We start from the raw sequence: 13,296 nt of genomic DNA on the forward strand, positions 1-13,296 counted from the left end.
CAGCATAAAGTGTAACAACGGTGCCGCGGGGAGGCGAATGCTCGATTTAGCGACGCGGACGGCAATCGAGACCGCACTCGGCAACCGCCAGATCGGTCTTGCAGTGACGCTCGCCGCCGCCGCGCTCGCCGCCGGGGCGCGCGACCCGATGCTGTTCAATCTCGTCGCATGGCGTGCGGAGGAAGCGGGCGACTTCGCCGCGGCGCACCATGCGCTCGGCGAGGCGATGGCGCTCGCCCCGCACGATGCGACGATCATCACCGCGGCGGGCCGCGCACTTCGCAAGGAAGGCCGGATCGGCGCGGCGCTGGCGATGTTCGACCGCGCGTCGGCGATCGAGCCGGGCTTTGCGGTGCCGTGGCTCGAACGCGGCTATGCGCTCGATGTCGCGAACGACGCGATCGCCGCGCTGTCCAGTTACCAGCGCGCCGCCGCGCTCGATCCGGCATTGGCACCGGCGGGGGCGGGGGCGGCAGCGGCGGCGGCTCGGCTCGGGCAGCCCGTCGCCGAATTGGCCGCGCGCGCGCTCGCAATCGACCCGCACGACGCGACCGCGACGATGGCGCTGGCACGGAGCGAGCTTGCTAGCGACCCCGCGCGCGCCGCCGCGCGCCTTCGCGGCGTGCTTGAACGCCACATGGCCGTCGCCGACCGGATCGCGGCGCTGACGCTGCTCGGCGATGCGCTCGACCGGCTCGATACCCCCGCCGACGCTTTCGCAGCTTATGCGGCGGGCAAGGCGATGTTCGCCCAGCTCCACGCACCGCGCTTCGCCGCGCTGGCCGAGCCGCCGCAGCGCGATTTCATCGACGGAGTCGCGACCGCGGTTGAAGCTTTCGTCCCGGCGGCGTGGCATGCGCGCGTCGCTCCCCCGGGACGACGCGGCCACGTCTTTCTCCTCGGCTATCCGCGATCGGGGACGACACTCGTCGAGAACATCCTCGCCAGCGCTGCCGGGGTCGAGGCGCTCGAGGAACGGCCGACCTTGATCGACGCCGACCGCGAATTCCTGACCGACCCCGGCGGCATTGCCCGCCTCGCTGCAATCGATGCTGCGACGGCGACAGGCTTCGGCGATCGCTACTGGCAGCGCGTCGCCGACGCCGGCGTCGATCCCGCGACGACTTTCGTCGATATGGACCCGCTCAAGGGGATCAAATTGCCGCTCATCGCCCGGCTGTTTCCCGATGCCGGTGTCGTCGTCATGCGCCGCGACCCGCGCGACGTCGTCCTGAGCTGCTTCCGCCAGAACTTCGCGATCACCGCTGCCGCCTACGCATTCACCACGATCGAGGGCGTGGCGGAACATTATGCCGCACTGATGCGACTGACCGCGCTCTGCCGCGAACGGCTGCCGCTCGCGGTCCACGACCTGCGCTACGAGGATCTGGTTGCCGACTTCGACACGACGACGCGGAGCCTATGCACCTTCACCGGCATCGACTGGTCGCCCGACCTGCGGCGCTTCGACCGCACCGCCACGCGGCGCGGCGTGTCGACCGCGAGTGCTGGGCAGGTCAATCGTCCGCTTTACGACGGCAGCGGCCAATGGCGGCGGTATGCCGACCAGCTCGCGCCGGTGATGCCGATCCTCGCGCCGTGGATCGAGCGGTTCAGCTATGACCTTTAACCACCCGTTTGCCCTTACCCCCGTAGCCGCGTAGGACACCGCGGTGAGACGGGCAGGGTCAACCGGATGCGGGCGTTTTTGGCGGGACTTATCGGGCTGGCGGCGATGACCATCGCGACAGCATCATCCGCAGCCGACCTCACGCTCGAACGCGTCTTCGCGTCGCCGTCGCTCAGCGGCCCCGCCCCGCGCGTCCTCAAGCTATCGCCCGACGGCAAATACGCGACGCTGCTCAAGCCGCGCCCCGACGACAAGGATCGCTACGACCTATGGGCGGTCGACGTCGCTACCGGGACGTCGCGGATGCTCGTCGATTCGACCAAGTTCGGGACCGGCGCGGCATTGTCGGAAACCGAGCGGATGAACCGCGAGCGCCAGCGGATCGCCAGCATCAAGGGAATCGCCAGTTATAGCTGGGCACCCGATTCGCAGCATTTACTCGTGCCGATCGACGGCGACCTGTGGCTCGCTGGACTCGACGGGTCGGTCAAGCAACTGACCAAGACCGCCGCCACCGAAACCGACGCGCAGCTTTCGCCGAAGGGCCGTTTTGCCTCGTTCGTCCGCGACCGCAATTTCTTTGTCCTCGACCTGAACGCCGGGACCGAGACCGCGCTGACCAAGGACGGCTCGGACACGATCGGCTGGGGCGCCGCCGAATTCATCGCGCAAGAGGAGCTCCACCGCTTCACCGGGACATGGTGGTCGCCCGCCGACGACCGGGTCGCGGTCGAGCGCGTCGACGAATCGGGGGTGCAGGTCGTCCAGCGCGCCGCGATCGGCGCCGATGGTACGCGCGTCTATGCGCAACGCTATCCCGCCGCGGGGACGCCGAATGCGCACGTCGAGCTGTGGCTGATGGCGCCCGACGGCGGCGCGCGGGTCAAGGCCGACCTTGGCCCGGATCTCGACATCTATCTCGCCCGCGTCGACTGGGCGGCGGACGGCAAGTCGCTGTTCGTGCAACGCCTGTCGCGCGACCAGAAGCGGCTCGATATCCTCCAGGTCGACCCCGCGACCGGGGCGGCGCACGTCGTCCTGACCGATACGTCGAAGACGTGGGTCAACCTCAACGACGACTTCACCGCGCTCGACGACGGCTCGCAGATCATCGGGTCGGAGCGCACCGGCTTCGCGCATCTCTACCGCCGCGCGGGCAACAAGCTGACCGCGCTGACGCACGGCGACTGGGTCGTCGACGATGTCATCGGGATCGACCAGAAGGCGCACAAGGTCTTCTTCACCGGCTACGCCGACACCGTCCTCGAAAAGCACCTGTACGTCGTCGACTACCTCGCGCCCGGAGCGCCGGTGCGGATCACCGCGCCCGGCGGCTGGCATGAAGTTGCAATGGACAAGGGCGGGACCGCCGCGCTGATCACCCGCTCGACCCCGACCCAGCCCGCACAAACGTGGCTCGCCGACGCCGCCGGCAATCGCCGCGCATGGATCGAGGAGAATGCGCTGAACGCGGCGCACCCGTACGCGCCGTTCCTCGCTGCGCATGTCACGCCCGAGTTCGGCACGATCGCCGCTGCCGACGGCACCCCGCTGCATTACCGCCTGTTCAAACCGACGACGCCCGGGCCGCACCCCGTTTATTTTACCGTCTATGGCGGCCCGGGAGTCCAGTCGATCAATCACGCGTGGCCCGCGCCGATCAACGAATATCTTGTCCAGCACGGCTGGGCGGTGTTCCAGGTCGACAATCGCGGATCGACCCACCGCGGCAAGAAATTCGAGGACGTCCTGTATCACGCGATGGGCAAGACCGAGGTCGACGACCAGCTCGCCGCACTGGCGTGGGTCAAGCAACAGGCATGGGCGGCCCCCGACAAGGTCGTCGTCAACGGCTGGAGCTATGGCGGCTACATGACCTTGAAACTGCTCGCCGCCGCCCCGGCCGCGTTCGCCGCCGGGATCGCTGGAGCGCCGGTAACGCGGTGGGAGTTGTACGACACCGCCTATACCGAACGATATCTCGGCACCCCGCAGGCCGACCCGAAGGCGTATTCATCGAACGATGCGCTGACGTCCGCGACCGATATCGAGCGCCCGCTCCTGCTCATCCACGGCATGGCGGACGATAATGTCGTGTTCGAGAACTCGACCGCGTTGATGGCCAAGTTGCAAAAGGCGAACAAGCCGTTCGAACTGATGGTCTACCCCGGCGCGACCCACGCCGCCGCCGGGCTCGACGTCCACGTCTGGCTGACGCGGCTCCGCTTCATGGGGCGCACCGTCGCTTCGACAGGATACTAACGCATGGCTATCGCCACCACCAAGGACGCGGCGCCGCCGTCGCGGAAGCTGTCGAAGCTCATCATCCTGTGGCGCTTCGTAAAGGTCTACCCCGGCCACCTCGCGATGGCGCTCGTCGCGCTCGCGGTCGCGGCCGGATCGACGCTCGCGGTGCCGAAGGGCCTGCAGCTCGTGGTCGACAAGGGCTTCCACGCGGGGGCCGACCCGGCGGTCATCGCGCCGTACTTCTGGGCGCTGCTCGGGGTCGTCGCGGTCCAGGGCATCGCCACCGCAGTCCGCTTTTATTACGTCAGCTGGATCGGCGAGCGCGTCGTCGCCGACCTCCGCCGCACCGTCCAGCGCCACCTGCTGTCGCTCGACCCCGGTTTCTTCGAGGAGAACCGCCCGTCGGAGATCGCGTCGCGGCTGACCTCGGACACTGCGGTTATCGAGCAGGTCGTGTCGACCTCGGCGTCGGTCGCGCTGCGCAACGCCTTCATGGGTATCGGCGGGCTGGTCTACATGATCGCGCTCAGCCCCAAGCTCGCCGGGCTGATGCTCCTCGTCATCCCGATGGTGATCATCCCGATCATCGTCCTCGGCCGTCGCGTCCGCGATCTGTCGCGGTCGAGCCAGGACCGCATCGCCAGCATCGGCACGATCATCGCCGAGGTCCTCGGCGCGATCAAAGTGGTCCAGGCCTTCACCCAGGAGGTCCGCGAGGCGGCGCGCTTCGGCGAGGCGGTCGAGGCGACCTTCGACGCCGCCAAGCGCCGCATCCGAGTCCGCGCGATGATGACCGGCATCGTCATCTTCCTGATCTTCGGCGCGATCACCCTCGTGCTGTGGGAGGGCGCCGCCGACGTCGTCGCCGGGCGGATGACCGGGGGCACGATCACCGCCTTCCTGTTCACCGCCGCGATCGTCGCGGGCGCGTTCGGCGCGCTGACCGAGACCTACGGCGACTTCATGCGCGCCGCCGGAGCATCTGGGCGGATCGAGGAATTGCTCGCCGCGACCCCCGACATACGCGCTCCCGCGCATCCGGTCGCGCTGCCGCTGCCCGCGATGGGACGGCTGACGCTCGACCACGTCAATTTCAACTACGCGACCAAGCCCGACGCCCCGGCGGTGATCGACTTCACCCTCGACATCGCGCCCGGCGAGACGGTCGCGGTCGTCGGGCCGTCGGGCGCGGGCAAGTCGACGTTGTTCGCGCTCGTCCAGCGCTTCTACGACCCGCAGTCGGGGGTCATCCGCCTCGACGGCGTTGCGCTGCCCGAAGCCGACCCGATCGACGTCCGCTCGCGCATCGCTGTGGTGCCGCAGGAGACCGTCGTCTTCGCCACCAGCGCCTACGAGAATATCCTCTACGGCCGCCCCGACGCGACCGAAGCCGAGGTCTGGGCCGCCGCCGAGGCCGCACACGCCGACGACTTCCTCCGCGCGTTGCCGCAGGGGATCCACACCTTCCTCGGCGAGGCGGGGTCGCGGCTGTCGGGCGGCCAACGCCAGCGCATGGCGATCGCCCGCGCGATCCTCCGCGACGCGCCACTATTGTTGCTCGACGAGGCAACGAGCGCGCTCGACGCCGAGTCCGAGCGCCTCGTCCAGCGCGCGCTCGAGAAATTGATGGAGGGCCGCACGACCCTCGTCATCGCGCACCGTCTGGCAACCGTCCGCAACGCCGACCGGATCATCGTAATGGACGGCGGGCACATCGTCGCGCAGGGCACGCACGACCGGCTGATCGCGCAGGGCGGGCTGTATGCGAAACTGGCGCGGTTGCAGTTCGAGGATGCGGCGTAGACAGGCCGTGAGCGGGGAATTGAGCGGTCGCACGAGCCGAATCGTGTTGCTGGTGATCGGCATTACGTTGCTCGCATTCGCCGCCTGGCAGGCGTGGCAGGTGATCGAATTCAACCGGCAGGCGATCTCGACGACAGCGACAGTCGTGGCCGACCGCGGTGGGGAGCATGACGTCATGTCGGAACCGCACCCGCTCATCGAATTCGCGACGGCGGACGGTCAGACGGTGCGATACAACCAAAACGGCATGGGATCGCAACGGATCGGCAGCCATATGCCCCTGCGCTATCTCGCTGCCGACCCGCGCGGGACCGCGATCGTTGCGACGTTCTGGTCGACGTGGTCGCAGGTAATCCTGCCGCTTATTCCGGCAATCGGGGCAATCGTTCTCGGCTTACTCGGTGCCGTCGTCGGACTCCGACCCGGACGTTATTAGCCGCTCAGGCAATTCGCGCGGGAGATAGCCGCAGCAAAATTGACGGCGCGCGACGTTCAATCAGCTTGTCGCCGCGACGGCCAAATCTACCCCAAGGCGCAGGTCAACCCCGTCTCGACCAGCCGCGCTGCGATGACCGGATCGGCGTTGCCCAGTCGGCGAGCCAATTTGTTCAACGTCAGATGGTCGCCGCCGCTGTCCTTGACGACGCGGTTGAGCTCCTCGAGCTGGCCATAGCTCAATCGCGACGCGAGCTTGCTCCCCATGCAGCGCGCCTGCGGTGGCGGCACGCCGACCGACTCGAGCTTGCCGGCGATCCGCTCGGCGGGGGTCGCGCAGCTTGCGAGCAGCGCCAGCGCGATGACGGCGAATCGCTTCACGCCTTCCCCTCGGTCCGCGTCGCCGGCAGACGCCACCACGCGACGTGCGGGTGGAGGTGATGCTCGTGGTGATAACCGCCGAAGTTGAAGCACGTCAGCACCGACAGCCATGGCCCGAAGCGCGAGCTCCGTGCATTATGGCGGTCGGGAAAGACATCGTGCGCGTGGCGATGCGGCAGGAACGTCCCGAACCAGAACAACTGGAGCAGCGCGAGCAGCGCCGGAATCGCCCAGAAGACGATGATGTTGATCAGCGACGCGCCGACCAGCTGGTAAAATCCGAGAACGACGACGATCCGCACGATCTGCCAGTGCGAATAATACGTCCCGAAGAACCGCGCGAGCCACTTGACCGGCCGCGTCGGGTTTGCCGCGTCGAAATCGGGGTCGGCCTCGGTCCCGACATGGCGGTGATGCGCAAAATGGTTCGGCAGCATCTTGTCGTAGTCGAGCCCCGCATAGAACATCAGCGCCAGCCGCCCGACGGTGCGGTTGACCGCAGCCCGCCCGGGCGCAAACGAGCCGTGCATGCAGTCGTGGGCGACGATGAACAGCCCGGTCGACAGCCATGTCTGAACGAGCACGAGCGGCACAACCAAGACGAGGCTCGCCGTCGTCAGCGGAAACGCGAAGATGCCGCCGAAGTGAATCGCCAGCCACGCCCCGGCAATGCCCGCGGCGATCGCGTGGCCGGTGCCCGCGCGGTGATCGGATCGAAGGACGGTCGCGACGGCTGACACTGCGTGATAAACTCCTGACGCGATATCCCTGCGTCGAAACGTGGGGGATGCAAACCCCCCTGCGACCTTTTATAGACGCTGACATGAACCTCAACGTTACAACGGGCGAGGGTGTCGCCGTCGCACTCGCGGCGCTCGCGGCGATGGAGGCGGTTGCATACGTCGCGCACCGCTGGGTGATGCACGGCTTCATGTGGGGGCTGCACCGATCGCATCACGAGCCGCGGTCGGGGTTGCTCGAGGCGAACGACTGGTTCGCGGTAATGGGGGCAGCTCCTGCGATCGCCCTGATCTTTGCCGGCACCGTCCTCGGCTTCGGCAGCGCGCTGATGTGGCTTGGGGTCGGGATCACCGGCTATGGCGTGATCTATTTCGGTTTTCACGACATCATCGTCCATCGCCGCGTGCCGGTGTCGTGGGTGCCGCGCAGCCGCTACATGAAGCGCATCGTCCAGGCGCACCGGCTCCACCATGTCGTCGAGACGCGGGCGGGGACGGTGTCGTTCGGCTTTATCTACGCGCCGCCGGTCCGTGACTTGCTGGCCAAGCTCGAGGCCAACGGCGGCGGGCGGCTCAGGTCGTCGCAGGGTAAGGCCGGGTCCAAAGTCCGGCGCGAGATGGCCCCGGAGCCGGCCAGCGGCGGGCACGGCTGAACGACAGCGGCAGCGTCCGCGCCACCGCCCATAATTTCTCGGCGCGCGACGTCGTCACCCGGTGGTCGAGCGCCGCAGCTCCCTCCGCCCGCACCTTCCGCCCGATGCCGCCGTAGATGTCGGCGGCGGCGAGCACCGCCCAGGCCGCGCGTCGGGTCAGCGCGGGGGTGCCGAAGCGCGACGACGCCTCATACCGCTCGGCCTCGTCGACGAGGCGGGCAACGACGGTGGCGAGGGCGGCGCGATATTCGGGGCTTGCGTAGGTCGCTTGCGTCAGCCCCGCCTCGGCGAGCCAGATCGCAGGCAAATAACACCTCCCGTTCGCCGCATCCTCGACGACATCGCGCGCGATATTGTTGAGCTGGAACGCCATGCCGAGGTCGCACGCGCGGTCGAGCGTCGCCCGGTCTCCGGGGGGCACACCCATCACGATCGCCATCATCACCCCGACGCACCCGGCGACGTGGTAGCAATAGGTCAGCGTGTCGTCGAAGGTGATGAACGCGCGCTCCTCGACGTCGGAGCGGAAGCCCTCGATCAGGTCGAGCGGGTAGCGTTCAGGCATCGCGGTGTCGGCAGCGACGCGGGCGAGTGCGGCGAAGGGAAGGTTCGTGGCTTCCCCTACCCCTTGATCGTCATCCCGTGTTTCTCGCTCGACCCCTTGATCGTCATCCCGGCGAAGGCCGGGACCCACGGTGGTGGCAAGCTCCGAATTTCGCGTTGCGCTCGACGGTGGGTCCCGGCCTTCGCCGGGATGACGAATTAGGGAGTGAGTGCTTGAATCCCGGCCCGCGCTCAGAGCAAGTCGCGTCCCCGCCTCTAACGCCGCCAGCCGTTCCGCCGGAGTTCCCGCATACTCGACGCGCCCATACCCCGCGTCCTGCCCGTCGATGACATCATCCGCATACCGGCACCACGCGTACAGCAGCGTCGCCCGGTCGCGCAGCACCGGCTCGAATAGCCGCGACGCGAGCGCGAAGCTCTTCGACCCCTTCTCGATCGATGCCCGGCTCGCCGCGACGAGCGCGTCGGTCATTCCGCCGCCAGCGCCGGACTCTTCAGCGACACGCTGTTATGCCCGACGCCCGGCTGGCGCGCGCCGAGGTCGGCGATCATCAGCTTCGCGGTCGCCTTGGCCGAGCCGACGACCCCCGGGATGCCCGCCCCCGGGTGCGTCCCCGCGCCGACGAAATACAGGTTCGACAACACGTCGTCGCGGTTGTGGGTGCGGAAGAACGCGCTCTGCCACAACACCGGCTCGAGGCTGAACGCCGACCCGAGGTGCGCGTTCAGTTCGACCGCGAAGTCCTTCGGAGTGAAGGTCCGCATCGTGACGAGATCGTCGCGCAGTCCCGGGATCATCGTCGCCTCGAGCGTGTCGAGGATGCGGTCGGCGTACAGCTTGCCTTCGACCTCCCAGTCGCCCTTGTACTTGCCCATGTGCGGGACCGGCGACAGGACATAGAACGCGCTGCACCCCTCGGGCGCCATCGCCGGGTCGGTCGCGGTCGGGTGGTGGAGATAGAGCGAGAAATCGTCGGCGACGACGCCGTTCTTGTAGATGTCGTCAAGCAGCTCGCGATACCGATTGCCGAAGGCGATCGTGTGGTGACGGATCTCAGGATGCTTCCGCTTGAGGCCGAAATAGACGACGAACAGCGACGGCGAGAAGCTTTTCCACTTCATCATCCCCGCCGCCTGCTTGCCGCGCGGGTGATCGCCGAGCAGGTCGCGATAGGTGTGGACGATGTCGCCGTTCGACGCGACCGCATCGAAGTCGCCCGACCAGCCGTCGGCGGTGGTGACGCCGGTGACCTTCGCCCCCTCGGCGCGGATCGCCTTGACGCCGTTGCCCATCATGACCGTGCCGCCGAGGTCCTCGAACAGCTTGACCATGCCCTTGACCAACGCCCCGGTGCCGCCGCGCGGGAACCACACGCCCCACTTCTTTTCGAGCGCATGGATCAGCGCATAGATCGCGCTCGTCTTGAACGGATTGCCGCCCACCAGCAGCGAGTGGAAGCTGAACGCCTCGCGCAGCTGCGGGTCTTCGATGTAGCGGCTGACCATCGCATAGACCGAGCGGAACGCCTCGTAGCGCATCAGCTGCGGCGCGGCCTTCATCATCGTGCCGAAGTCGAGGAACGCCTCGTGGCCAAGCTTTTCATAGCCTTCGCGGAAGACGTTCTCCGAATATTCGAGAAACCTCTTGTACCCGGCGACGTCCTTCGGGTTCTTCGCCTTGATCTGCGCGAACAGCGTCTCGTCGTCGTTCGAATAATCGAAGACGTAGCCGTCCTCCCACATCAGCCGGTAGAACGGCGTGACGGGCATCAGCTCGACATAGTCCGACAGCTTGCGCCCCGACAGGCCCCACAGCTCCTCGAGGCACGACGGGTCGGTGATGACGGTCGGCCCGGCATCGAAGACGAAGCCCTTGTCCTCGAAGACGTAGGCGCGGCCGCCGGGCTTGTCGCGCTGCTCGATCAGCGTCGTCTGGACCCCCGCCGACTGGAGCCGGATCGCGAGCGCGAGCCCGCCGAAACCGCTGCCGATCACCGCTGCCGTCTTCGGCCCTGTCGTCATGGAATTCGTCGCCTTCACGCAATCGCCCTTCAAGACTTGAGCAGCACGCCGAGCGCGCGCCCGAGCGGCACCGGCGGCCGCCCGATCAATGTCCGCAGCATATCCCACGTCGTCGACCGCCCCGCGTAGAACCGGCGGACCAGCGCGGCGTCAAGCCGGTAGAAACGCTGGAGCACGCGGTAACGCTCGGCGGGCTCGGCCGCGTCGAACAGCATCCGGTTGAGGAACCTGTAGAATTTCCGTGCGCCCCACGTCGATTCGCTGTGGTGTCGCAGCGCGGCATATAGCGCACCCGGAGTCAGTTCGGGCAGCCCGGCGACGAGGTCCGCAACCCGGACGGCATCGGGAAAACTATAGCCGGTAATCGGATTGAACAGCGCCGCGCGCAGGCCGACAACCGGCACTCCCGCGTCGCCCGAGTCCCAGAACGCGCCGATGTTGCCGTCGAGCGCGATCGGCAGGACGCCGACCTCCTCGCGCAGTACGCGCGCGACGGTCCAGCCCTGCGCGGCAATATAGTCGAACACGCGGCTGCGAAGGATGTCGGGGGCAAGGTCGGCGCCGTCGCTGTAATACGTGTCCTCGACGAGCACCGTCTTCGGCCCGAACGGCAGCGTGTAGACGAAGCGGTAGCCGTCGTGCTGCGGCACCGTCGCGTCCATGATCACCGGTCCGTCGAGCCCATGCGGCGCGGTCAGCTCGACCTCGATCCCAAGGAATTTCTGCGAGCGCAGGTCGAGCGCCGGGGTCGCCCCGCGCTGCGCCCCCTGCCCGCGCCCGTCGATCACCGCCCCTGCGGTCAACACGCGCCCGTCGCTGAGCGTCACCGACGTCGGCGTCAGCGCCGCGATCGAGCTGCTCGTCAACACCGTCGCCGGCGTGGCCGCGATCGCGTCGGCCACCCGCTCGCTCGTCGCGCTGCGATACCCCGACACCAACGTCCGCGAGTGCGCCGGAAAACGGATGCTGTAGCGGTCCCAGCGATGCGCCATCAGCGGCGCGGTCCACGCGACCTGTTCGGGGGTGATATCGGCCTCGAACGACGACCAGGTATGGTTCCCGCCGATGCTCGCGCCGGCTTCGACGATCGCGACGCGCAGTTCGGGCCGCAGCTTCGCCAACCGCAATGCGATCAGCCCGTTGGCGAGGCCGCCGCCGGCGAGGATGAGGTCGAAGTCCATTGCCAGACGGAGTAGCGCAACCGCGACGCGGGGGCGAGCCTGTGCAGTCGTCGCGGACGAGCGCCCTCGCCCGGCGGATGCAAAGCTGCTAACCGTCTGCGACCGCTTGGTGGAGTGCCCATGCGATACGGTGTGTTCAAGTTCTGTTGCCTGATCGTCATCGCGTCGTCGCTCGGCACTGCGACGGCTTATGCGGCAGCAGGGGAGTGGCGAAGGGTGGGCGATACGCCCGGTTTCCCCGGGCTACGCCGCGAATTGCAGCACATCGTCGCCGATCGCGGCCACGACAGAATCGCCGAATTCTGCATCGTGCTGCGCGACAGCGGTGACCATGATCCAATCGCTTATGCGATTTGGCCACGCCAGCACCTCCTCTATCGCTGGCAGGCAACCAGGGACACGGCCATCAGCGACGCGACCCTGCTGCATCACACCCCGCTCGACCTTCGCCGCGACATCGTCCGTTCGCCGTCGGATCAGTTGAGCACGTATAAAGTCACGCTGTCGTGGGTCCGCGATGTCGAGGCACAATGCCGCGCCCACGGTGAACACGTCAGCATTCGACGGCAGGGCAGATGATCAAGCTCGATCCCGAAACCAGCGTTGCCGGCGCACTTGAACGGGTACTGCTTGCCGAGACTGCGTCACCATCTGCAGCGAGCTACGATCCCGAACAGAGCCTGAAGGCGATGCGCTTCATGCGACAGGTAATCGAGAACAGGTTGCGTTTCGGCCACCAGTACGGCGCGCCGCGCGGGGCAAAGTCGGAAATCGACGTTATCTCCGTCGGATCGCAATTCGCAGGGTTCGGCGACTATCCCAAGTTGCCGCCGCACATCGCGAAGAACATTGCCGAATCGGTCGGCATCGCCAACGCCCCGCATGACCGCCGGTCGAAAGACTATATCACCTTCGTCAACAACGCGATTCTGGCGGCGACCGAAGCGTCGCCGCCGCCCGAGGCGCGTATCCCGGCAAACGTGGTCGCCTGGAAAACCAGGGACTCGTCGTCGCCCGGGCCGAACTACGTCCTCGCCGGGTCCGCCCAGGGCAACGACTTCTATGCGGTTTTGAAGCCGCCTGTCGCACCCGGCTCGGCCGCCCCGGGACATTGATCGTTGGCGATCGCGGCTTCGGCGGCATGATCCGGCAGTGCTGGCCGGCCTAGACCCGCGTTGCCGTCCGCCGCGACGCGCGGCGAACGGCGGGAGTGGCGCTACTGCGGCGTCGTGACGGTTGTGGTCGTCGTGGCGTTGGTCGGGGTTTTGACCGTCGACGAGATCACCGACGTCGCCGGGGCGCGATGGTGGACGACCTTGTGGCGCTTGGGATGGTGATGGACGACCACCGCAGGCGTCGTTTCGCTGGTCGATTCGTGGTTGGTCACGGTCGTCGAGCTGGTCGTCGTCTGCGCCGTCGCAGGCACGGCGATCGTCGCGGCAAGGGCGAAAAGAACGAGCTTCATTGGCATCCTCCTGTTTGTCCGGTCGGGATCGACCGGTGATGCGCTTTGGGCGTAGCGGGATGAAACGCGGTTGAACGTGATCGTTCGGGTGCGTTCATCTTCGTCCGCTGCCGGGGAACTAACTGCTGCGACACTGCCCCTCGCCGCTCCCGCGTGACGCCGCCGCCCGCCCGCG

The 13,296-nt window shown here is 67.4% G+C and carries 13 protein-coding genes; 7 read left to right on the top strand and 6 right to left on the bottom strand.

Annotation, left to right across the window (positions count from 1 at the left end; all coding sequences use genetic code 11):
* Positions 1-37 precede the first annotated feature (37 nt).
* The 4 genes from KZX46_RS16510 to KZX46_RS16525 all read left to right on the top strand — a co-directional run bounded on the left by KZX46_RS16510 (position 38) and on the right by KZX46_RS16525 (position 6,116).
* Entirely contained in the window at positions 38-1,630 is a 1,593-nt protein-coding gene (locus tag KZX46_RS16510) for a sulfotransferase (protein ID WP_219774886.1), read from the top strand.
* Between the two features lie 66 nt (positions 1,631-1,696).
* Positions 1,697-3,892, top strand: coding sequence for a DPP IV N-terminal domain-containing protein (locus tag KZX46_RS16515; RefSeq protein WP_219774887.1), 2,196 nt, complete (start codon positions 1,697-1,699; stop codon positions 3,890-3,892).
* A 3-nt stretch (positions 3,893-3,895) separates the two neighbouring features.
* Positions 3,896-5,680 carry an ABC transporter transmembrane domain-containing protein gene (locus KZX46_RS16520; RefSeq protein WP_216707885.1) on the top strand — a complete coding sequence of 595 codons (1,785 nt, stop codon included), beginning with the start codon at positions 3,896-3,898 and terminating at the stop codon, positions 5,678-5,680.
* A 43-nt stretch (positions 5,681-5,723) separates the two neighbouring features.
* A complete protein-coding gene (locus KZX46_RS16525) occupies positions 5,724-6,116 on the top strand; it encodes a DUF3592 domain-containing protein (protein WP_219774888.1) in 393 nt (130 codons plus the stop codon).
* 86 nt (positions 6,117-6,202) lie between these two features.
* Here KZX46_RS16525 and KZX46_RS16530 read toward each other — a convergent pair whose 3' ends face one another.
* Complete coding sequence (locus tag KZX46_RS16530) at positions 6,203-6,496, bottom strand: hypothetical protein (protein WP_216707887.1); 294 nt, start codon at positions 6,494-6,496, stop codon at positions 6,203-6,205.
* On the bottom strand, positions 6,493-7,236 hold the full coding sequence (locus tag KZX46_RS16535; protein ID WP_226896004.1) for a fatty acid desaturase: 744 nt from the start codon (positions 7,234-7,236) through the stop codon (positions 6,493-6,495). The genes KZX46_RS16530 and KZX46_RS16535 overlap by 4 nt, the downstream gene beginning before the upstream one ends.
* Positions 7,237-7,319: 83 nt before the next feature.
* On the opposite strand from KZX46_RS16535, the gene KZX46_RS16540 reads away from it, so the two are divergent.
* Entirely contained in the window at positions 7,320-7,889 is a 570-nt protein-coding gene (locus KZX46_RS16540; RefSeq protein ID WP_216707888.1) for a sterol desaturase family protein, read from the top strand.
* Here the strand turns inward: KZX46_RS16540 and KZX46_RS16545 are convergent.
* Genes KZX46_RS16545 through crtY form a run of 3 tightly spaced genes read right to left on the bottom strand, consistent with a single transcriptional unit; the run spans position 7,810 to position 11,656 of the window.
* A complete protein-coding gene (locus KZX46_RS16545; protein ID WP_219774889.1) occupies positions 7,810-8,925 on the bottom strand; it encodes a phytoene/squalene synthase family protein in 1,116 nt (371 codons plus the stop codon). The genes KZX46_RS16540 and KZX46_RS16545 overlap by 80 nt on opposite strands.
* Positions 8,922-10,475: a phytoene desaturase gene (locus KZX46_RS16550; RefSeq protein WP_219774890.1), complete on the bottom strand. Its 1,554-nt coding sequence runs from the start codon at positions 10,473-10,475 to the stop codon at positions 8,922-8,924. Before KZX46_RS16550 ends, KZX46_RS16545 begins: the two co-directional genes overlap by 4 nt.
* A gap of 29 nt (positions 10,476-10,504) precedes the next feature.
* Positions 10,505-11,656 (bottom strand): lycopene beta-cyclase CrtY, encoded by a 1,152-nt coding sequence (gene crtY, locus KZX46_RS16555; RefSeq protein ID WP_219774891.1) that lies wholly within the window; start codon positions 11,654-11,656, stop codon positions 10,505-10,507.
* Positions 11,657-11,872: 216 nt separating this feature from the next.
* On the opposite strand from crtY, the gene KZX46_RS16560 reads away from it, so the two are divergent.
* Together KZX46_RS16560 and KZX46_RS16565 are read left to right on the top strand one after the other, a co-directional pair.
* The gene (locus tag KZX46_RS16560; protein ID WP_219774892.1) at positions 11,873-12,235 is read left to right on the top strand and encodes a hypothetical protein; all 363 of its coding nucleotides are present in this window, start codon (positions 11,873-11,875) and stop codon (positions 12,233-12,235) included.
* The gene (locus KZX46_RS16565) at positions 12,232-12,771 is read left to right on the top strand and encodes a hypothetical protein (protein WP_219774893.1); all 540 of its coding nucleotides are present in this window, start codon (positions 12,232-12,234) and stop codon (positions 12,769-12,771) included. The genes KZX46_RS16560 and KZX46_RS16565 overlap by 4 nt, the downstream gene beginning before the upstream one ends.
* 101 nt (positions 12,772-12,872) lie before the next feature.
* Here KZX46_RS16565 and KZX46_RS16570 read toward each other — a convergent pair whose 3' ends face one another.
* Positions 12,873-13,121 carry a hypothetical protein gene (locus KZX46_RS16570; protein WP_219774894.1) on the bottom strand — a complete coding sequence of 83 codons (249 nt, stop codon included), beginning with the start codon at positions 13,119-13,121 and terminating at the stop codon, positions 12,873-12,875.
* Positions 13,122-13,296 lie beyond the last annotated feature (175 nt).

This window comes from Polymorphobacter sp. PAMC 29334, assembly GCF_019431245.1.
In the GTDB taxonomy this organism is placed as follows: Bacteria; Pseudomonadota; Alphaproteobacteria; order Sphingomonadales; family Sphingomonadaceae; genus Polymorphobacter_B; species Polymorphobacter_B megasporae.